Annotated in this window: 20 protein-coding genes; 15 read left to right on the top strand and 5 right to left on the bottom strand. The window is 47.8% G+C overall.

From position 1 onward, the window contains the following. Positions 1-55: 55 nt before the first annotated feature. Entirely contained in the window at positions 56-787 is a 732-nt protein-coding gene (locus LZD49_RS07580) for a 6-phosphogluconolactonase (protein ID WP_234666740.1), read from the bottom strand. Positions 788-931: 144 nt separating this feature from the next. On the opposite strand from LZD49_RS07580, the gene fumC reads away from it, so the two are divergent. The 11 genes from fumC to LZD49_RS07530 all read left to right on the top strand — a co-directional run bounded on the left by fumC (position 932) and on the right by LZD49_RS07530 (position 10468). Further along, positions 932-2332: a class II fumarate hydratase gene (fumC, locus tag LZD49_RS07575; RefSeq protein ID WP_234666739.1), complete on the top strand. Its 1401-nt coding sequence runs from the start codon at positions 932-934 to the stop codon at positions 2330-2332. 68 nt (positions 2333-2400) lie between these two features. Continuing rightward, the gene (locus tag LZD49_RS07570; RefSeq protein WP_234666738.1) at positions 2401-2916 is read left to right on the top strand and encodes a hypothetical protein; all 516 of its coding nucleotides are present in this window, start codon (positions 2401-2403) and stop codon (positions 2914-2916) included. Between the two features lie 101 nt (positions 2917-3017). Then, on the top strand, positions 3018-3959 hold the full coding sequence (locus LZD49_RS07565; protein ID WP_234666737.1) for a D-2-hydroxyacid dehydrogenase: 942 nt from the start codon (positions 3018-3020) through the stop codon (positions 3957-3959). A gap of 16 nt (positions 3960-3975) precedes the next feature. Next, positions 3976-5163, top strand: a complete 1188-nt coding sequence (gene galK, locus LZD49_RS07560; protein WP_234666736.1) for a galactokinase — start codon at positions 3976-3978, stop codon at positions 5161-5163. A gap of 34 nt (positions 5164-5197) precedes the next feature. Continuing rightward, entirely contained in the window at positions 5198-6340 is a 1143-nt protein-coding gene (locus tag LZD49_RS07555; protein ID WP_234666735.1) for an aldose epimerase family protein, read from the top strand. A gap of 136 nt (positions 6341-6476) precedes the next feature. Then, complete coding sequence (locus tag LZD49_RS36000) at positions 6477-6587, top strand: DUF4160 domain-containing protein (RefSeq protein ID WP_409021308.1); 111 nt, start codon at positions 6477-6479, stop codon at positions 6585-6587. A 481-nt stretch (positions 6588-7068) separates the two neighbouring features. After that, the gene (locus tag LZD49_RS07550; protein ID WP_234666734.1) at positions 7069-7692 is read left to right on the top strand and encodes a hypothetical protein; all 624 of its coding nucleotides are present in this window, start codon (positions 7069-7071) and stop codon (positions 7690-7692) included. A gap of 138 nt (positions 7693-7830) precedes the next feature. After that, complete coding sequence (locus tag LZD49_RS07545; RefSeq protein WP_234666733.1) at positions 7831-8451, top strand: PspC domain-containing protein; 621 nt, start codon at positions 7831-7833, stop codon at positions 8449-8451. A 37-nt stretch (positions 8452-8488) separates the two neighbouring features. Beyond that, the gene (locus LZD49_RS07540) at positions 8489-8674 is read left to right on the top strand and encodes a LiaI-LiaF-like domain-containing protein (protein WP_234666732.1); all 186 of its coding nucleotides are present in this window, start codon (positions 8489-8491) and stop codon (positions 8672-8674) included. Positions 8675-8679: 5 nt separating this feature from the next. Further along, positions 8680-9711, top strand: coding sequence for a LiaF transmembrane domain-containing protein (locus LZD49_RS07535; protein WP_234666731.1), 1032 nt, complete (start codon positions 8680-8682; stop codon positions 9709-9711). A gap of 61 nt (positions 9712-9772) precedes the next feature. Beyond that, entirely contained in the window at positions 9773-10468 is a 696-nt protein-coding gene (locus LZD49_RS07530) for a M15 family metallopeptidase (protein ID WP_409021307.1), read from the top strand. A 5-nt stretch (positions 10469-10473) separates the two neighbouring features. Here the strand turns inward: LZD49_RS07530 and LZD49_RS07525 are convergent, their stop codons facing one another. Further along, positions 10474-11193 (bottom strand): head GIN domain-containing protein, encoded by a 720-nt coding sequence (locus LZD49_RS07525; protein WP_234666729.1) that lies wholly within the window; start codon positions 11191-11193, stop codon positions 10474-10476. A 172-nt stretch (positions 11194-11365) separates the two neighbouring features. Between LZD49_RS07525 and LZD49_RS07520 the strand changes: the two genes are divergently transcribed. Genes LZD49_RS07520 through LZD49_RS07510 form a run of 3 tightly spaced genes read left to right on the top strand, consistent with a single transcriptional unit; the run spans position 11366 to position 14879 of the window. After that, the gene (locus LZD49_RS07520; RefSeq protein WP_234667183.1) at positions 11366-11986 is read left to right on the top strand and encodes an RNA polymerase sigma-70 factor; all 621 of its coding nucleotides are present in this window, start codon (positions 11366-11368) and stop codon (positions 11984-11986) included. A 2-nt stretch (positions 11987-11988) separates the two neighbouring features. Further along, complete coding sequence (locus LZD49_RS07515) at positions 11989-13041, top strand: FecR domain-containing protein (protein ID WP_234666728.1); 1053 nt, start codon at positions 11989-11991, stop codon at positions 13039-13041. Between the two features lie 20 nt (positions 13042-13061). Next, a complete protein-coding gene (locus LZD49_RS07510; RefSeq protein WP_234666727.1) occupies positions 13062-14879 on the top strand; it encodes an STN and carboxypeptidase regulatory-like domain-containing protein in 1818 nt (605 codons plus the stop codon). 52 nt (positions 14880-14931) lie between these two features. On the opposite strand, the gene nadE is transcribed toward LZD49_RS07510, so the two are convergent. Next, entirely contained in the window at positions 14932-16992 is a 2061-nt protein-coding gene (gene nadE / locus LZD49_RS07505; RefSeq protein WP_234666726.1) for an NAD(+) synthase, read from the bottom strand. A 135-nt stretch (positions 16993-17127) separates the two neighbouring features. On the opposite strand from nadE, the gene LZD49_RS07500 reads away from it, so the two are divergent. After that, on the top strand, positions 17128-18363 hold the full coding sequence (locus LZD49_RS07500; protein WP_234666725.1) for an ABC transporter permease: 1236 nt from the start codon (positions 17128-17130) through the stop codon (positions 18361-18363). 5 nt (positions 18364-18368) lie between these two features. Here LZD49_RS07500 and LZD49_RS07495 read toward each other — a convergent pair whose 3' ends face one another. Both LZD49_RS07495 and LZD49_RS07490 read right to left on the bottom strand, forming a co-directional pair. Then, positions 18369-19529, bottom strand: a complete 1161-nt coding sequence (locus LZD49_RS07495; RefSeq protein WP_234666724.1) for a methionine aminotransferase — start codon at positions 19527-19529, stop codon at positions 18369-18371. 99 nt (positions 19530-19628) lie between these two features. After that, positions 19629-20237, bottom strand: a complete 609-nt coding sequence (locus LZD49_RS07490) for a peroxiredoxin (protein ID WP_234666723.1) — start codon at positions 20235-20237, stop codon at positions 19629-19631. Positions 20238-20297: the final 60 nt, after the last annotated feature.

Genomic DNA, 20297 nt, shown 5'->3' with positions numbered 1-20297 from the left:
GTAAACTTCTCGCCTATGAAGCATTCTCGCCAGTAAGTTTAGAACATCTAAACCATTACGAGATCAACTCCGCGGCATCGGCATCGAGGATAAAGTCCGCGCTCAAATGATTCTGCAATACCGTTGCCGGGAAGTCTTTTGAAACCGGAAACGCAAGCGCTCGCTCGATAACCGGGGCTTTTGCACTACCCGAAGCCAGTAAAATGGCCGAGCGTGCTTCCAGAATGTGCCGGATACCGACGGTGATGCCGCGAGTAAGTACGGTCGGTTGGTTGAAATATTTTTGCCCTACTTCCTTTGTGATGGTATCAAGCTCGGAAATATGCGCATAGGTATCCCAGGAAGTGCCCGGCTCATTGAGCGCAAGGTGGCCGTTCATACCCACGCCTAGTACGATCAGGTCGAGACCGCCGAGGCTTTCCACAATTTTGTTGACGCGATTGCATTCAGCTTGCGGATCGAGCGCCTTGCCGTCGAAAAAGACGATCTGAGCATCCCGAAGGCCGATAGGTTTCAAGAAATCGCGGTCAAGAAGGTCGCGGCAACTGCCATCGTCGCCGGCACCAAGGCCTATCCACTCATCGAGACCAATGAATACGCATCGGCCGAAATCGACCCGGCCTTTCTGGCTGGCTGCCACCAATGCATCAAACATTCCTTTTGGTGTGCTCCCCGACGGAAAGCAAATGACCGCTTCGGGTTTGTGGTTCATCAGGTCGATGACGCGCTCCGCGGCAGCATAGCTCATCATGGCGTAATTCGGATAGATATCGATTTTGGGAATCATAAAAGTGGTGTTCAGGATGTCGGCGCGCCAATCTAAACATTCTTTTTTCAGACCTGAACATTTATCCACAAAAAACACCAAAAACTGCAAGCCCGATCCTAACTTTACCGCACATTGTTCATTTACATTATCATTCTACTTCAAATGGAATACCGTATAGAAAAAGACACGATGGGCGAAGTGCAGGTGCCTGCCCATGTATACTGGGGCGCCCAGACGCAACGCTCGATCCAGAACTTTCCTATCGCACAGGATATCAATAAAATGCCGAGGGAGATCATCAAAGCCTTCGCATACCTGAAAAAAGCCGCCGCTATCACCAATTTCGAGGCGGGCATTCTCCCACAAGAAAAAAGCGACCTTATTGGCAAAGTCTGCGATGAAATCCTTACTGACCAGCTCGACGACCAATTCCCATTGGTAGTATGGCAAACCGGATCGGGAACACAGTCGAATATGAACTGTAACGAGGTGATCGCCTATCGCGGCCACGTAGTGCAGGGAGGAGATCTGGCTGATAAAACCAAGTTTTTGCACCCGAATGATGACGTGAACAAATCGCAGTCATCGAACGACACCTACCCTACTGCGATGCACATTGCGGCTTACAAAATTCTGGTAGACGTGACGATCCCGGGCATTGTGAAGCTGCGCGACACATTGAAGGCAAAAGCGGAAGCATTTAAAAACGTAGTCAAAATCGGTCGTACCCATTTTATGGACGCGACGCCATTGACGCTTGGCCAGGAATTTTCGGGCTACGCCTCGCAACTGGATCATGGTTTGAAAGCCATTCACAACACATTGTCGCACCTTTCTGAGCTCGCATTAGGCGGTACTGCAGTTGGAACTGGCATTAATACACCTCCTGGCTATTCTGAAAATGTAGCGCGCCACATTGCCGCATTGACCGGATTACCATTTATTACCGCTGAAAACAAATTTGAAGCGCTCGCAGCGCACGACGCGATCGTGGAAGCGCACGGTGCATTGAAAACCGTTGCTGTGAGTTTGATGAAAATCGGTAATGACATCCGCATGCTTTCGTCGGGCCCACGCTCGGGTATCGGCGAGATACATATTCCTGATAATGAGCCAGGTAGCTCTATCATGCCAGGTAAGGTGAACCCAACCCAATGCGAAGCGATGACCATGGTGGCCGCGCAAGTAATGGGTAACGACGTGGCAATCAGCATTGGCGGATCGAATGGTCATTTCGAATTGAATGTGTTTAAACCTTTAATGGCTTATAATTTCCTGCATTCGGCGCGTTTGATCGGCGATGTGTGCGTCTCTTTCAACGACAATTGCGCTGTAGGTATCGAGCCATTGCATGAGAATATCAAAAAGCACGTGAACAACTCGCTAATGTTGGTTACCGCATTAAATACCAAAATCGGTTATTACAAAGCTGCTGAAATCGCACAGACTGCCCACAAGAATGGCTCTACATTGAAGGAAACGGCTGTTGCATTGGGTTACCTCACACCGGAAGAGTTCGACGCGTGGGTGAAACCAGAAGATATGGTCGGTGAGATCAAGTAATTGATCGGTTCGACAAATTGCGAATGCCCTGCGGAAAATGTGGGGCATTTGCATTTAACATTTGCTCTATGGATATCCGACACGAACTGCTGGCAGATCCGTATCAATCCAAATGGAAGGCGACGAAGGTAGCCGAATACGCCTGCACCTCTCCGGAGGCATTTAAGGGACTGATGCATTGCTTCGAATCCGATGAATACCGGCTCGCACAACGCGCGGCATATAGCGCAAGCATTGCGACACGCGAGCGGCCTGAGCTCATCAAGCCGTATATCGGCGTGCTGATCAGCCAGTTGAAACGCACCGATGTCCATGACGCTGTTGTCCGAAATAGTGCGCGGATTTTGCAGGATATTTCCATCCCGGCCGAATTCCATGGCGAATTGATGGACGCGGCATTTGTGCTGGTTGGCAACCGACAGCTTGCGATCGCGATACGCGCTTTTTGCCTGACCATTCTGTTCAATCTTTCCGAGATTTACCCCGAGATTAAAAAGGAATTGCGCGTATTCATTGAGGAATCGATTGAGTTCGAGCAGCCCGCATTTGTGTCGAGGGCTAAGAAAATTTTGAAAAAGATTTAAAATGGCAGAATTGTGTAGAATAAAAGCCCGTTTCCCGCCTGTGACTAGCGGGTATTACAGGTAAATCATTTTACCTTGCTTCTTTAAAACAAAAACAATCAATGATCATATACTGCCATTCCTTACTCGACGACTCGCTCAATACCAAGCTCAGCGAAGCGCTTACAACGCAGCATCAGATCCACTTCCGCACAGAAACCACCAGTAATGAAGAACTGAAATCCTGGTTTGCGAGCGCCGATTATATCCTCGGTAACCCACCGGTTGCCTGGTTCGAATCAGTCCCTGCCAACCTGAAATTTTGGCAACTCGATTCGGCGGGATTTGATCAATACGCTTCCATCACCATTCCCGATCAAATCAAAACCGCCAATATGGGCGACTGGTTTGCACGTCCGTGCGCGGAGTCGATCGTAGGTGGCGTGCTGGCATTGTACCGGGGCATCGACCGGCTGACACTTTTGAAACAGAAAACAGAATGGATCGGCACGCCGCTTCGGGCTGAATTAAAGCTCTTGTATAAACAGAATGTGATCATACTTGGCGCCGGGACGATTGGCCAATCGGTTAATGCGATCTTGAAGGGGCTGGGCTGTACGACGCATTTAATGGCACGCACATCTCCCGAGGCCGATCTTCGCAGCAAAGAGGACCTTTTCAACGAGCTTCCAAATGCCGATCTGGTTATAAACACTTTACCAGGCACGGCACAATGTTTTGTGAACGCTGAGTTCATTTCTAAAATGAAAGAAAAGAGTGTTTACGCGAGTGTGGGACGGGGCAGTACTACCGATGAAAATGCATTAATAGACGCTTTGAAGTCAAATAAACTGGATGGTGCTGTACTCGATGTAACGGAGATCGAGCCGCTCCCGGCCGAAAGCCCGCTTTGGCAAATGGACAATGTTATTTTGACCCAGCATACCGGCGGCGGGCACAAAAATGAACATATGGGTAAAGTAGATTTATTTCTGAACAATATTTTGGCAATACAAAACGGCGTCGCCATCGCTAATGAAGTGAACCTTGTAAAAGGATATTAAATCGACCGAAACTGAAATGCTACTAACAGAAACCGATATCGCAGAAGGTATCCAGGACAAATATTTTTTAAAATTCGGCACCGCTACGCGTGAAGAGGTGCGTGTTTTCCGCTCACCAGGCCGCATTAACCTCATCGGCGAGCATACCGACTATAATAATGGCTTTGTATTACCCGCAAGTGTGGACAAAGCTGTGTATTTCGTGATCGCTCCACGGGAAGACGACCAGGTGATCCTCTATGCCGCCGACCTCGACCAGACTTATTCCTTTGCACTGGATGATCTTTCCAAACCTGAAAAATCATGGCCACATTATCAGTTGGGCATTATCGAGCAGATTTATAAAAAGGGTTTAAAAATCGGTGGATTTCAGGCTGCATTTGGCGGTAATGTGCCGGTTGGTGCAGGACTATCGTCCTCAGCGGCGCTGGAATGCTGCCTGTTGTTTGCCTTAAATGAAATGTATGGACTGAACCTCGATCGTTTCAGCATCGTCAAAATGTCTCAAAAGGCTGAAAATGAATATGTAGGCGTACAATGCGGCATCATGGATCAGTTTGCTTCCGCATTCGGCAAAGAAGAGTCGGTAATCCGCCTCGATTGCCGCTCGCTGGAATACGAATACTTCCCTTTCCCGATGAACGATTACCTCATCGTGCTTTGCGACACATTGGTAAAACATTCACTGGCAAGCTCCGAATACAATACCCGCCGACAGGAATGCGAGAAAGGAACGGCTATTATGCAACAATATGACCCCAAAGTGTTGAGCCTGCGCGACGCAACTCCTGCATTAGTGGAAGCGCATAAAGCGGAAATGGGCGACGTTGTTTACCGACGCTGCAAGTTCATGACCGAGGAAATCCAGCGCGTGCAGGACGCCTGTGACCTGCTCGTGCAAGGTAACCTCCCGGATTTTGGCAAGAAAATGTATGAAACCCATTTCGGGCTCCAAAATGAGTACGAGGTAAGCTGCCCGGAACTCGACTTTCTGGTTGAACAAACCCTGGACGACGATTCGGTGCTCGGCGCGCGGATGATGGGAGGTGGTTTCGGAGGTTGTACAATCAATTTGGTAAAAAAAGATGCTGTGGATACGTTTGAAACCAAAATGAAGCAAGCTTATCTTGAAAAATACAAAATTGACCTGCCTTGCTACCGAGTGAAAATCACGGACGGTACCGAGGAGGTTGCGCTGGCATAATCTGACCATTTACACAAACTCTGAACCTTTGACCATGAGAAGAATCCCTTTTTTACTCACCGCGCTGGTTGGCTTGGCCATTTTCAGCTGCTCAAAAACCAAGAACGAAGAAAAAATGATCAGTACTATTTCCAAAGAGGCTTTCGGCCAGCTTCCCGACGGCCAGCAGGCTGACCTTTACACGCTGACAAATGCCAACGGTATGACCGTCAACATTACCAACTACGGTGGGATCATCACGAAGCTGACTGCCCCTGATAAAAAAGGCGAATGGGCGGATGTTGTGTTGGGTTTTGACTCATTGCCATCTTATTTGAGCGGTCATCCTTTCTTCGGCGCGCTGGTGGGTCGTTATGGTAACCGTATTGCCAAAGGGAAATTCAAACTGAATGGTCAGGAATACTCACTGGCGATCAACAATGGCCCGAATGCATTGCACGGCGGCACCAAGGGCTTCGACAAAGTGCTTTGGAAGGCGACGGAGATCAAACAAGATTCCACCGTTGGGTTGCAACTCGAATACACCAGCAAGGATATGGAAGAAGGCTACCCAGGTAACCTGACCGTGAAAGTGGTTTATACGCTGGATAACGAAAATAGTTTGACGATCGACTATACCGCAACGACCGACAAACAGACCGTTGTGAACCTGACGAACCACTCGTACTTCAACCTCACCGGCCTGAAACGCGACATTCTCGACCACGAGGTGACTATTCTATCGGATAGCATTGTACCCGTAGACACCACATTGATCCCGACCGGAAAATTGCGCGCTGTGGAAGGAACCCCATTTGATTTCCGCAATGCAACCAAAATAAGTGCTGGTATCAATAAAACCGAAGATGAGCAGATTAAAGCAGGCGGAGGCTACGACCATTGCTGGGTGATCAAACGCAGCGGCGACGGCCTGGTCCAATTCGCTACCGTGCACGAACCTGAAAGCGGCCGTGTGATGGAAGTTTTCACCACCGAGCCAGCTGTACAGTTCTACACTGGCAACTTCCTCGACGGCAAACTGACCGGAAAAGGCGCCACCTACACAAAACGTTTCGGCCTATGCCTCGAAACCGAGCATTACCCCGATTCACCAAACCAGCCGCAGTTCCCGACGACCACATTGAACCCTGGCGAAACCTATCATACGACTACGAAGTATAAGTTTTCGGCGAAGTAAGTAAATTATCCGTTTGATTAGACGGGCGTTGCCGGCAATGAGCAGCCGGTAACGCCCGTCTTTTTGTGTGAGTCTTTTCGATAGTTTTGGCTGTACTTATCACACAGACTATGCCAAAGTTCTCGAATATTTCGGAATGATGTTTTATTTTTATTCCAATGAACACCTCCCTAATTACATTCACGTTTCTTACAATGCGTATGAAAGTGTTTTCGAAATATTCTTTGAAAATGGTACTCTAAAGTAAGTGCGGTTGCGAAAACCATGCGGGCAAAACCTCTTCCGGCTCCTAAGCTTAAAGAAGCACAAAAAGTGGTCGAACATTATGCGCAGGACATTGTGAATAAATGGACTGATTTCTTTGTTCTCAAAAAGAAAATTAAGAGTTTAAAGATTACCAGAAGATTATGACAAAAATTGTTAGCGCCGAATATATCTCAGAATACAAAATTCTGATCGGCTTTCTGATCTGACGCAGCAGGTTGTCGACTTCGAGCCCTTCCTGATAGAGCACCCCCATCCGCAATACAATAAATACAAGAAGGCAAGTCATTTCAAAAAATTCAAAATCGAACGAGGTAATATCGTTTGGGGCAGAGACTGGGACCTTATTTTCCCGGTTGAAAAGCTCCATGCAGGAAAGATTGAATGATTATAGCGGGTTTTGCCTAATTTTGCTGAACCATGTTTTGAACATCCGGACGACGATCCGCATCTGCAAATTCTCAATGCTAACTAAAACCGTAAAAATCAGCAATGTTACCAACCTCTCCGACGCGCGCTATTGTGCGGGAATGGGCGTAGAAATGCTCGGTTTTTCTATTGACGAAGATTCTCCTAATTATATTTCTCCCAAAAAATTCGAAGATATCTGCTCCTGGCTGGCTGGCGTGACGCTCGTGGCGGAGACGGCAAAGACCGATCCGGAAGCGATTTTAGCTACGCTATCGGAATATCCCGTTCATGCCGTGCAAGTAAATGATTCAGGGTTGCTCAACTATCTTCGTGCGGAACTTGGCGTGCCGCTGTTGCTACGCATAAGTGTTGATTTTTACGATGTCGATGAGATCATCCCCATTTTGAGCCGCTACGAAGGCGAAGTGACGCATTTCCTGCTCGAAAGCGATAACGAGGCGGAGTTATCCGAAGCCTGGATGCAGATTTTGGGTAAAATAGAAGCCGACTATCCTGTGCTTGTAGGTTTTGGACTTGATAACGAATTTACCGTCAGCGCGCTAACCGAACTTTTGCCGAACATCGGCATCGCATTACGCGGAAGCGACGAAATCCGGCCAGGCTACAAGGATTTTGGCTCGATGATGGACATCCTCGAAGCACTCGAAGAACAATAACGCCGTTTTTCACGCATTTAAAACACATTCTCACCAAAAATATCCGCTTAACACGCCCTCCCGCCGATAATAATTTTCCGGTTTACAGTATCTTGCATTACATACTACCTTTGATTACAAATAAACACTAAACTAATCATGGAAAAGAAATTGCACCGTATACCTGACCAGGCAGTTTTCGGAGGAGTTTGCTCGGGAGTAGCCCAATATCTGCAAATTGACGTGGTAATCGTCCGCGTGATTTTTGTCGTAATGGCATTACCTATTTTACCTCCCGGCTTTGGAATGACCGGACTGCTATATATTATTTTGTGGGCTGTGCTGCCAACCGGCCCCGCAGAAACATATACATCGCACACTACATTTAGCTCCGAGCCTTCCAAACCATCAGAACCGCTGTTCGATAAAAAGAAATCGGATCAAACCATGATGATCCTCGGTGGTGTGCTGATTTTCTTTGGCGCTTTAATGCTCGTAGATGATTTTCCGGTTTGGTACCAGTTCAAAAAATACTTCTGGCCGATCGTCCTGATTGCCGTCGGTGCATTCCTGATCCTTCGCCAGCGCGACAAGCAGCAGGAGAACAACACGACAGTGTACCCGACAACGCCACCTCCCGTGGAACCGATCGATCCCGGCCCCGATCCGCAACCTTACACGCCATTTTCACCAAGTCCCACCTCCGGAGCGCATTTCCCCGAAGACCCTGAATTGAAAAAGCCGAACAATGGTGATGACGATGTTATCAAGGTCAACTGACCATTACCTCCTGCATTTACCACAAAAACATATAGCCATGAATTTCAAAAACATTTTCTGGGGTGTAATCCTCATCGTTATCGGGTCACTGTTCCTGGTAGAAGAATTAACTTCCTTCGATTTCGGACGCTTCTTCTGGCCCATTATGCTGATAGTAACCGGCGGATTACTCCTTCTGCGCAATTTTCTGAATTCCGACAGTGCTAACCGATCAAACATCTAATGATCATGAGAAACTCACGTGGTATCGTTTGGGGTGGTTTACTGATCATTCTCGGAATGATCTGGCTACTCAGGAGTATGAATTTGTTAAATATAGATTGGGACGCGGTACTTCCCTACTGGCCCGTGCTTCTGATCCTCGCCGGAGCGATCCTGATGGCGGCAGGCAGGGAACGTGGCTCAGGTGGCATCGTTGCATTGCTTATCACGCTGGCTGTTTTTGGTGGTATCGTTAACAAAACGCACCAGGCAATCGACAACCACGGCGACAACTGGCATTTTGACTGGGATGACGACGACGATCATGATTACGGCTATCATCACGACGACAACGGCGATGACGAGGATAATGAGGATGGGCACGACAATGATTATCAGAAAGAGCGTTGGAAAGATGGTGACAAGCCTGTCAACGGGTCTTACAATTATGAGATGCAGGATTTTATCCAAAAAGCCAATTTCAGTCTCGAAGGCGGCGCAGGATCATTCTCGTTGAACGGCAACACCGCCAAACTTTTCGAAGCAGCCACCAAAAGCACTGTTGTTGGTTTCAGGTCGAACACATCGATCAATAAACTGGACAACTCGGCAACAGTTTCCTTGAAAATGGAGGAAGGAAATGTCAAAATTAAAAATGGAGAAATTTCGAATCAGGCCAAGATACAACTGAATGAAAAGCCAATCTGGAACATCGATCTTGGCATCGGCGCAGGAAAGGGTGATTTTGATTTCAGCAATTATAAGGTTGAAAAACTGGAAGTAAGCACCGGTGTCGCAGATATGGATATCCGGCTCGGTGACAAAATATCTACTACTAATGTCGACATAGAAGCAGGTGTCGCTTCGGTAACGCTGGAAATTCCTGAATCCGTCGGCTGCGAAATGCGCATGGACGGTGCATTGAATGCCAAAAATATGGAAGGTCTTAATAAAGTCGGCGATGGACATTACCGCTCCGCCAATTTTGACACGGCTGCCAAAAAGGTGATTGTACATTACGAAGGCGGCCTGACCAGCATTAACATCAAACGATATTAGGCTACCCCATCGATCCAATCAAAAAAGAATATCTTTGCACCCCTTGCAGAGATATTTTTTTATGGTCAAACCCACACTAAGCCTACTGCTGCTTGCCCTGGCTCCGCTTCGAAGTATCGCCCAATCATCGCGCCCACTTCCGGTTATCGAACAAAAAATGATCGAAAGAGGGTTACTAGACGTCCAGAAACTAGATCCTGATATTTTGGTAGAATTAAAATACTCAACCACCGATAACTTCATCGGGCGCGATGTGTACGGCGAACTCAGACATGCATATTTGCAACCCGAAATGGCTAAACGGCTTACCAAGGCTAATGCATTGCTAAAAAAGGAAAAATCTGGTTATAAGCTCCTTATCTACGATGCCGCTCGCCCCAACTCCGCCCAATACGATCTCTGGAATGCATTGGATCATCTGAATATACCGGCACGGAGCAAAACGCAATATGTAGCAGATCCCAAAATAGGGTCCAATCATAACTTTGGTTGTGCAATAGACCTTACAATCGCCGACGACAAAGGGAATCCGCTGGATATGGGTACTAAGTTCGACTATTTCGGTCCGCTGGCATATCCGCGTTCGGAGCAGGAAATGTTAAAAAAAGGAAAGCTGACGGTCAAACAGATTGAAAACCGCCAGCTTCTACGCAAAGTGATGACCAAGGTGGGATTCAAGGTCAATACCACGGAATGGTGGCATTTCGACGGCATGTCGAAGGCGCAGGCCCGGGCTAAATATGGGATGATCCCCTAAAAATATTAATCAGCCCGGACATTACTCCCACCAGAAACCTCCTTTTCTACTTTCGGATTGCCACGATAACGGACCGTGCTCGCGCCGGAAGCCTTCACCTTTAGCAGCCGTGTAATCCAAATTTTCGCATTGCTCGCGCCCGACACTTCGAGGTCTGATTCCTCGGTTTGGAGATCGAATGCATTCAATTGGGATGCGCCTGAGGTCTCTCCATCGAGGTATTTCATTTTGCCAAACAAATTAAGTTGTGAAGCGCCATTGATATCGAACTTCAAATTAGTTCCGGAACCTTCAAAATCACATTGTGACGCACCTGAGAGGTCGATTTCAATACTTGGCAGATTTTCAAAATCATCGATCGTGGCATTGACCGCCCCGGAAAAGTCGACACCCGTCAGGTCAGGCATGGTAATGTCGATATCCATTCTCTGCCGCTTTCTCCATGAATTATTGTAGCGCGCAGTAAGCTTGCCATCCTGCACAAAAATGTTGAGATCGTCGAGGTCGTTACGTTCGCCGGTGGCCTCTACACTAAACGACGATCCTGCGATTACATTCACGCGAATGGCATCGCTTACTTCAAGCTCATCAAAATTGCGGAAATCGTAAGTCCTGGTCGTCTCGCCGCGCGGTGGAATGTCCTCGTCCTTATTAATATAAACGCAGGATTGAAAAATGAGCGCAAGACTCAGAGTGATGGAAATTTTAAGAAAAATTTGTTTCATGGCTAAAAGATATTGTTTAGGGTAGGACAACCGGACCCTTGATTCCCCCTATTCAAAAAAATAAATTTTTACGATAGGGGTAGGCGACTGGTAAGTTGTCCTACTCCAAAGGACATTTATAATGACCGCTCTTCTATATCAGGAACCGCTAATCGAAAGAGATTATCTATTTTTGACCGAAAATCAAAAACAGATAACGGTGCACTCTTCCGACCCAGAAATAGTCAGCGCGATACGGCGCGGCGATGAACAGGCCTTTGAGCAGACCTTCCGCACTTTTTATCCGCGGTTGTGCAATTACGCCTGCACGATGCTCAAGGATGAAGAAGAATCGGAAGAGGTCGTCCAAACGGTCTTTTTGACGATCTGGGAAAAGCGGGAAGATCTGGAAATCACCCTTTCGCTCAAATCCTACTTGTACCGGGCGGTGCATAACCATTGCCTCAATCGCTTCAAACACGCTACGGTACGTGAAGCACACAAGGATTATACGTTGAATTTCACCAGCCAATCATACGACTCGGTAACCGAGGTGATCCATGCGAGCGAACTGGAAGAGCGTATCGAACGAGCAGTGAGCACGCTACCCGAGCAATGTCAGAAGGCATTCAGGTTGAGCCGCTTTGAGGAATTAAAATATCAGGAAATAGCAGATCAGTTGGGAATATCCATTAAAACGGTGGAAAATCAGATAGGAAAAGCGTTGAAGATCTTGCGTACGGAGCTGGCGGATTACCTGCCGGTAACACTTTGGTTGTTTGGTAGTATTGTTGAACAGTTAATCAGATCGTAACCATGAAATCATCTCATGCAAACATATCGGAGGAGCTGTTAGCACGTTACCTGGCCGATACAGCTTCGGAATCCGAAAGAAATGAAGTAGAAGAGTGGCTCTCCGAATCGGAAGCCAATGCACGCGAACTGGCCACTTACCGGCTGATCTGGGACCATACCGCATCCATGCAGAAATCACGGGTGGCTGTCGATACAGATGCTGCCTGGAAAAAGATGAAAGGTAAAATGGCCGCGGGTCAGGCACCAGCCATTTTGCCGGAAGCATCCGCTCGGGAAGCCTCCGCTCGGGAAGCAAAAACGATCGAGTTCAGGCCGGAAGTGCGACAAAGGAAATTGCCGGTTACAGTTTGGGCCGCTGCGATGATCGCTCTTCTAGTAATGGCTTTTGGATGGTTCTTCCTGATTGTGGACAAAACACCGGAGTCGCTAAATGTAGCAACGACCGACAATACGAAGGAGCAGATCCTACCTGATGGCACGAAAGTGTTTTTGAACTACAATTCATCAATCACCTATCCCGAAAATTTTGCCGGCGACCTTCGGACGGTTTCATTGCAGGGAGAAGCATTTTTTGATGTTAAACCGGATGCTAATCATCCATTTGTAATTCAGGCGAATGGAACTGAGATCCGTGTTTTGGGTACTTCTTTTAATGTAAAAGCATATAAGAAAACGCCCGTCCGGGTTGACGTAGCGACCGGAAAAGTTCGTGTGAGCAAAGATGAACATCGCGTCGAACTCGTTAAAGGCGAAAGCGCAGAAGTCCTCGCCGATTCTATTCGAAGTCTCCGCGCCAACATCAATATGATGGGTTACCGCACACAAGTTTACGAATTCAACGCTGCCGATCTGCAAGATGTCGTGAGCTCCATACGCGACGGTTACCATGTGGATGTCCGGCTTTCCAACGACAAAATCGCACAATGCAGGCTGACCATCCGGTTTGAAAAAGAACCGGTAGATGCCACGCTATCCGTCATCGCCGAAACCCTCGACCTCAGCCTGCGCAAAGAAGGCAAAGTGTACTGGCTCGAAGGAAACGGTTGTCAATAGAAACTACAAGCTATCCCGTTTTGAAACTATTTTACAGACTTGCATTCTGGTGTATCTGCATTTGCTTGCTTCCGGGCCATATTTCGGCCCAGGATTTGCTGGAAAAGCGTATTACACTCAAAGTGACAAACCAGCCACTCGACGAAACGCTCCAAAAAATCGGTAATCTCGGCGGGTTTAGCTTCTCGTACAGCCCGGATATGATCGACGTTAAAAGCCGTGTTTCCATCCAGGCGGTTAACATGAGCATCAGAGAAATTTTGGCGGCCATTTTCAAAGATAAGGTCACCTTCAAAGAACGACGCAAGTACATTATCCTGCAAAAAAATGCAGAAGCCGACAAGCCTCTGGCACCCGAGGATTTTGACCTCAACGGGTACATTATCGATAATAAAACGGGAAAAAAGCTGGCGAATGCTAGTATTTACGAGTCGGCTACGCTGGCTTCCGCTGTAAGTAATCAATACGGTTATTACAAAATCCGCCTCCCGGCCACACGTCCTCAACTTCGTTTGGAAGTGAGGAAAGAGGATTATATCGGCAAGTCAATCCCTATTCCAACCCGGAAAGATGGGTATCTGCAAATTTCGCTTAATCCGGATACCTTGAAGCCCATCGCGGGAAAGGTGGCTACCCACACGCCGGTACAGGTTGATTCGCTGCACACAAGGGTCGCTATTCCTCAGTTTGAAATGGCAAAAGTGGACCTGCCCCGGGATACCATGTTTCTCGACAGCAGCACCAACATCCGCACGATGTCCTGGCCCGATTATGAAAACCTTAGAAAAAAGGCCCGCAACGTTCAGAACAAGTTTGTAAGTGCATTCGCGTCGGCTAAGCAGGCGGTACACACCCGAAACATTGAAGACACATTATATGCGCCATTCCAGGCATCGATTTTGCCTTTTCTCGGTACAAACCGCGAGCTGAGCGGTAACATTGTAAATGATTATTCCATTAACCTCATAGCCGGCTACTCATTGGGCGTGTCCAAATTCGAAGTCGGCAGTTTGATCAACGTCGTTCGTGGGAATGTGAATGGTTTTCAGCTCGGTGGCGTGGGCAATTTGGTAGGTAATAATGTGAATGGCTTCCAGTATGCCAACGTATTGAATTTAACCCTCGGGAATGTGCGCGGGTTTCAAGGCACCAACTTCATCAACTATATCGGCAAAAATCTGTCCGGGTTTCAGGTTGCGGGCGTTGGAAATGTGGTGGTGGGTGCTCTGGAAGGTTACCAGTTTTCTGTGGGATACAATTATGCGCACACCGTCAGAAAAGGCCATCAAATCGGCTTTGTCAATTATTCCGACTCTACCGCGACAGTTCCTTTTGGCTTGTTCAGCTGGGTACATAGCAATGGATACCGACGCTACGAGTTTTCCTATGATGAATTCAACTACTTCAATACGGCATTCAAAACAGGCGTAGAACGGTTTTACAACATTTTCAACCTGGGTTTCAATGGGGGCGCAAAAGACAAACCACTGCTGACAATCGGTTATGGATTTGGTACCGCGCAACGTCTGGGCAAAGGTTGGAGGGCCAACGCCGATCTCACCGGCAGCATTGTGCTATTGAACACCGACCGAAACGACGAAATCAACCAGGGAATCGTAAAATTTGCCTTGGCTATCGAAAAGAAAATTGGATCCCGGTTCGCATTGTTCGCCGGCCCGTCGCTTAACACTTTTTTCGCCAAAGATTCTGGCCTGCTCAATACAGAAGCGAAAAAAGGTATTTCGCCAATCTGGATTGGCCAGAAGCCCGACAGTTCTACAAGAAACTATGGCTGGGTTGGATTTCAGGCCGGGATCAGGTTTTTGAATAAAATCTAGGACTGGTTCTATTTGACCTTGGCGATAAGGTGGTTCAAATCGGCCTCCGGTGCTAAAACCCGATCCGCTTCCTCCCATTCTGCACCGCGACACCATTAACATAAGCCCGTAACTCGGCCAATTCCTTCTCAAAACCACCCGACAAAATCGGAAAACGGCACCACGAACGCGGGTCGAGATTACGGTCGTCGAGGTGAAATGATGGCGCGTAACGTTCGCGCTTCCACTGGTTCCGGCTCCAAAGTTTGAAAAACCGTTCCGTCCAGCTGAGCAGTTGATCGACACTATAAATGCCCTTGTAGCGAACGTATAGGTTCCGGTATGATTCCACAGGCGACTTTTTGTCCCGGATTGCCAGTCCTTCCAGATCATTCAAGAATTCATAAGGCATCAGATCGGCTTCATCCGTCTGCGTTTGTGCCAGCGGTCTTAGCTCGGCTGTTGGTTGAAGGCTGTTCACTTTTTTTAGACCTTCAATGCGAATGTGCTTCCCTTTCACTTCACAACCCGCCGTTTCAAGCCAGCGAAGCCACTGTCGCAGGTAATGCTTGTCGATCCCCGCCAATGGACTGATGCTGCCTGAGGTATCCCCATCCATGGTCGCGTAACCAACCGCAGCTTCTGAACGGTTGGAAGTCGCTAGCAATAGGTTATTTGACAGGTTCGTCAGCAACCAAACGCTCGGAGCACGAACCCTCGCCTGAATGTTTTGTAGTGCGATATCATCCTGCTCCCAGCTCAACTTTCTACCAATCTGGTCTTCTATCAACCCCTTGTAAGTCTCGACAAGCCCATTAATATTTACATTATAAAAAGTAGAACCAATGGATTCAGCCAGCGATTGCGCCGATTCCAACGTGTCGGACGAGCTGTTTTCAGTGCCCTGATAGATATTGTGAATCAACACTTTGGCAAGATCCTCTTCTGTTTTGGCAGACTGGATATCCTTAATATAAAATAATTTCTGTTTGAAACGCTCCATACCAATACTTTCATCAGCCAGCCGGATCATCAACCCGCACAAGGCTGTACAAGCACAGGAATCAGCACCTCCCGAAAGCGAAATTGTAAAACCGTTCGAACGGCTTTTACGCAGGTAATCAAACAATGCGAGGCATTCAGCCCTCGCAAATTCCTCCTCTTTCAATGCCCCACCCTTTTCAAATGGCTCGATATCCGGGATTTGCGGCAATACCGGCTCAATGTCCGGAAAATCGAAGCGCGCAGGAATCCGCCATGTGCGATCCTTCGAAGGAACCGCAATTTTGCTTTGTAGCTGGCTTAAACGGGTATGTTCCGTGTCGATCACAGCAATTGTAATCACATAATCCTCATAGCTGAACCGCGGACTCGATGCCAGCAGGTCACCGTTGGAGGCAATCATCGCATCACCATCGTAAACTGCGCGACCGGCCTCATTGCCAAGCAGATTCGTATAAATATAGCTGCAAGAAAATGAGCGCGAAGCATCCACAACAAGCTTCTCACGCACCATAAATTTATTGAATGCAAAATGGCTGGCGCTTGGATTCAGAATGATGTCAACGCCCCGCTCGTAATGCCTCCGCGCAGGGCGGTTGGCCACCCAGCCATCTTCGCATATTTCAAATGCAATCTTCACACCACGCGATCCACCCAGGATCGGCCCGGATGCAACATCAAAAATCACATCACCAATCGGATAAAACATTTGATTTACTTCGATGCTTTCGACTACGCCCGGCTGCCACGGTTTGAACCAGCGCGCCTCATAATGGATGCCATTGTTCGCAAGATTTTGCTTGCAATAGAAACCCGCAATCTGTTTGTTCGAGATTAGGCAAGCAGCATTATACAAACTTCCGTTATGCCGTAACGGAAGGCCCACCGCCACGATCATCCCGGAAGTTTCTTCGACAATTTCGAGCAGGCTATGCTGCGCTTGGTCGACCATGTCGGGCGCAAAAAAATAATCGTCGCAACCGTAGCCCGATATGCACAACTCCGGCAAGCATAGCAAGCTAACATCCTGCCTCCTTGCTTCTTTGATCGCGTCAACGATATTACGGGTATTGGACTCCCAGGCCATGGGTGTCTGGTTTACAACTCCGGAAGCTACTTTGATCAATGGCATGGAACGTGGGTTTTCTGATTCGAAAATGTGTTCTTGTCAAAACAAGGCCGGCAACTTAATAAAAAAATGCCTTTCTCGAACCGCGAAGGTTTTTTCCTATTTTTGTCAACAACTAATTTAAAGAACAGATTCCTCTTGCAGTTCCCCTCATTCATCGCCAAACGCATACGCCATAACGAAGCAGGATCATTTTCTGCGACCGTTTCGCGGATAGGTGTGGCCAGCATCGCGATCGGCATTGCCGTAGGGATCATCGCTTTTGCGGTGCTGTTGGGTTTCAAACAGACTATCCAGCAAAAAATATTCCTTTTTGGGGCACATATTAATGTGAATGCCTTCTCACAAGGCAATACTTATGAAGAAGGCCCCCTTCCGATCAAAAATCCGGTATCCGAAGTGTTGCCGACAATTCCTGAAGTGAAACGCTGGCAGGCTGTGGCCCACAAATCAGGCATTTTAAAAACACCTGAGGAGATCAAAGGGGTAATTCTGAAAGGTGTAGGCAAGGATTATGATTGGGATACTTTCAAACAAAGCCTCGTTGAAGGCAAGCTAATCGAACGAAACGATTCGTCTTCCATTAATTACGGTTACTCATCTCAGATCCTGATCAGCCGCAAGATCGCCTCTCAAATGCGGTTGAAACTAGGGGACGATGTCATTATGTATTCGCTCCAAAACCCGCCACGGCCGCGCAAGCTGACCATAGCGGGTATTTACGAAACCGAAATGGAGGAATTTGACAATAACCTTGTTATTGGGGACATCGGTCTGATACAAAGGCTTAATGGCTGGGGAGCCGATTCTGTCGGCACCTACGAGATTTATCTCAAAGATTTTCACGATCTGGATTTCGTGACGCACCAGCTTCGGCGCGAGCTGCCTCCCGGGCTGTATTTACAAAAAGTGACCAGCGTCTTTCCTCAAATTTTCGACTGGCTCATTCTCCTCGACCGCAACACGGCCGTGTTCCTGACGCTGATCCTTTTCGTGGCATGCTTTAATATGATATCGATTTTACTGGTCATGATCATGGAGAGAACGCCACTGATCGGATTGCTCAAAACCCTGGGCAGCCCGAACCGGCAGATAAGAATGATCTTTTTCCGGGTAGGCATCAATATGGTCCGCCAGGGCCTGGTTATCGGCAACATAGCCGGGCTGCTCCTCTGCTGGCTGCAATTCCAGTTCAAACTGATCCCACTCGATCCGGTTAATTATTATATGGATACCGTCCCCATTGTATTTGACTGGGCTATTTTCGCCATGGTCAATGTGGTAACCGTCATTATCACCGCGTTGATCCTGCTAATTCCGACGCTCATTATCACGCGGATCCAGCCTATTAAGGCATTGCTTTTTAAGAAGTAGGTGGTTTACCAACTTGCTTTGCTCAATAATCCGGCAGCTTTCAGCAAAGTCTCATCGTGCTTGGCAAAGCAAAATCGGAGTGTTTTATAGTCCGTTTCTCTGGTATAAAATGCAGATACAGGTATCGAAGCCACACCAGCCTCCCGGGTAAGCCGCTCGGCAAGCGCTACATCATTTTCGTCGGAAAGATTGGCATAGGAAACATTTTGAAAAAAACTACCCTCGGAAAGTTTTAAAATAAAGCCGATATCGCTGATGGCACCAATAAATAGATCCCGCTTACGCTCGTAGAATGCAGAAAGCGCAAGATAATGCTCAGGTTCGGCAAGGAACTCGGCTACGGCGAACTGTAAGGGTGTCACAACACTAAAAACAAGGAATTGATGGATCTTCCGAAACTCGACGGTAAGCCAGGCAGGAGCCAGACAAAAGCCCAGTTTCCAGCCAGTGGTATGGAAGGTTTTACCAAACGATCCACAGACAAAGCTGCGTGTGGCAAGTGATGGAATGGACGACGCAGAAATATGCTCACGGCCATCAAAAACAATGTATTCATACACCTCGTCGCTGATCACATACAGATCGTGCTCGTCAGCCAGCGTCGCAAGCGCCTTTAAATCGGACGCAGCCCATACTTTGCCTGTCGGGTTGTGTGGGGTATTGATAATCATTGCGCGGGTTTTTCCGGTAACATGGGATTTCACGACTTCCCAATCGATCGCGTCATACTGCGGGTCCAATGTCACAAAAACAGGAATACCTCCACTCAGCTCGACCGCCGGCACATAGCTGTCATATGCCGGTTCAAATATGATCACCTCGTCACCAGGATGTACCACTGCGCTGATTGCCACGAACAATGCTTCCGTCGCGCCACTGGTGATCGTAATTTCAGTTATCGGATCATATTCATGTTGCGAGGCTTCCTCTGTTTTCTTCGAAATGGCCTCCCGCAACGGCAATGCACCAGGCATAGGCGCATATTGGTTTTTACCTGATCTCACATATTTGTCGACCAGTTGCTGCAATTCCGGTGCACAGTCAAATTCCGGGAAACCTTGTGCAAGATTGAGCGCACCGTGCGTTTCGGCAAGTGCCGACATTTTTGTAAAAATAGTAGTGCCGACCTGGGGAAGCTTCGACTGCAATGTTTTTTTCAGTAACATATTAAAATCATATAAAAATACCGTGACAGCGGCAAAACCAAATATAATGCATGGCTGCCAGGCTGACACGGTAGGGATGCCAAAGTATGCAAATTCCGGCTATCTGCCGTCGTGAATTGCTTTCAATATGGCTTTCATGTCCGGAGTATTGTCAAAGTTTTCATCCACAAATGCATAACCGATGCGACGGTCACGGCCAAGGACGAAAAGGGAAGGAGTAAAAACCTCATCTGAAATCCCGGCGATACGGTCCCAGATCGGCGAGGTTTCTGAAAACACACCGTAGGAGCGTGCCACATTATAATTTTTGTCGTGGTAAATCGGTAGCTCAATTTCTACTTTCCTGGCAATCCGTCCAATTTCCTTTTGTGATTCATTCGTCAGGATCAGCAGTTGCCCGCCCAGCGCCTCCACTTTTGGAGCAAGGGTTTTGACCGCCTCTAAATGCTTTGGTGCGTAGCTTCCCCAGCAGTTGCAATAAAAACTTAGCACAAGCGGCTTGAAACGGACCACATCCAGAATCGAACGCGATTCGCTGTCCGGTACGGCGTTGGTCAGTGATGTCACAGGAAACCCTTCCTCATTCCTAAGATAGAAAAGCGGCGCCAATTCGCCACTTTTAGGCGGTTCAACCTGCTCTTCGGCTACACGTTGTTTGAGTTGTAACGTGGAAACGTTGCCTAGTTCGTCTTCAATTTCGTAGTACATAATGCCAGGGGTCTTCTGATTTCGGAGTTCGAATTTACTTATAATCTACATATCCTACAA

The sequence above is a fragment of the Dyadobacter sp. CY261 genome, from assembly GCF_021440085.1.
Lineage (GTDB): Bacteria > Bacteroidota > Bacteroidia > Cytophagales > Spirosomataceae > Dyadobacter.
Note: the sequence above shows the minus strand (reverse complement) of the source record. Positions and strands in the feature narration are given on the sequence as shown.

Bases quoted from the DNA above. Each gene is read 5' to 3' on its own strand.
- LZD49_RS07580 (WP_234666740.1), bottom strand. From the start codon at position 787: ATGATTCCCAAAATCGATATCTATCCGAATTACGCCATGATGAGCTAT.
- fumC (WP_234666739.1), top strand. From the start codon at position 932: ATGGAATACCGTATAGAAAAAGACACGATGGGCGAAGTGCAGGTGCCT.
- LZD49_RS07570 (WP_234666738.1), top strand. From the start codon at position 2,401: ATGGATATCCGACACGAACTGCTGGCAGATCCGTATCAATCCAAATGG.
- LZD49_RS07565 (WP_234666737.1), top strand. From the start codon at position 3,018: ATGATCATATACTGCCATTCCTTACTCGACGACTCGCTCAATACCAAG.
- galK (WP_234666736.1), top strand. From the start codon at position 3,976: ATGCTACTAACAGAAACCGATATCGCAGAAGGTATCCAGGACAAATAT.
- LZD49_RS07555 (WP_234666735.1), top strand. From the start codon at position 5,198: ATGAGAAGAATCCCTTTTTTACTCACCGCGCTGGTTGGCTTGGCCATT.
- LZD49_RS36000 (WP_409021308.1), top strand. From the start codon at position 6,477: ATGATGTTTTATTTTTATTCCAATGAACACCTCCCTAATTACATTCAC.
- LZD49_RS07550 (WP_234666734.1), top strand. From the start codon at position 7,069: ATGCTAACTAAAACCGTAAAAATCAGCAATGTTACCAACCTCTCCGAC.
- LZD49_RS07545 (WP_234666733.1), top strand. From the start codon at position 7,831: ATGGAAAAGAAATTGCACCGTATACCTGACCAGGCAGTTTTCGGAGGA.
- LZD49_RS07540 (WP_234666732.1), top strand. From the start codon at position 8,489: ATGAATTTCAAAAACATTTTCTGGGGTGTAATCCTCATCGTTATCGGG.
- LZD49_RS07535 (WP_234666731.1), top strand. From the start codon at position 8,680: ATGAGAAACTCACGTGGTATCGTTTGGGGTGGTTTACTGATCATTCTC.
- LZD49_RS07530 (WP_409021307.1), top strand. From the start codon at position 9,773: ATGGTCAAACCCACACTAAGCCTACTGCTGCTTGCCCTGGCTCCGCTT.
- LZD49_RS07525 (WP_234666729.1), bottom strand. From the start codon at position 11,193: ATGAAACAAATTTTTCTTAAAATTTCCATCACTCTGAGTCTTGCGCTC.
- LZD49_RS07515 (WP_234666728.1), top strand. From the start codon at position 11,989: ATGAAATCATCTCATGCAAACATATCGGAGGAGCTGTTAGCACGTTAC.
- nadE (WP_234666726.1), bottom strand. From the start codon at position 16,992: ATGCCATTGATCAAAGTAGCTTCCGGAGTTGTAAACCAGACACCCATG.
- LZD49_RS07495 (WP_234666724.1), bottom strand. From the start codon at position 19,529: ATGTTACTGAAAAAAACATTGCAGTCGAAGCTTCCCCAGGTCGGCACT.
- LZD49_RS07490 (WP_234666723.1), bottom strand. From the start codon at position 20,237: ATGTACTACGAAATTGAAGACGAACTAGGCAACGTTTCCACGTTACAA.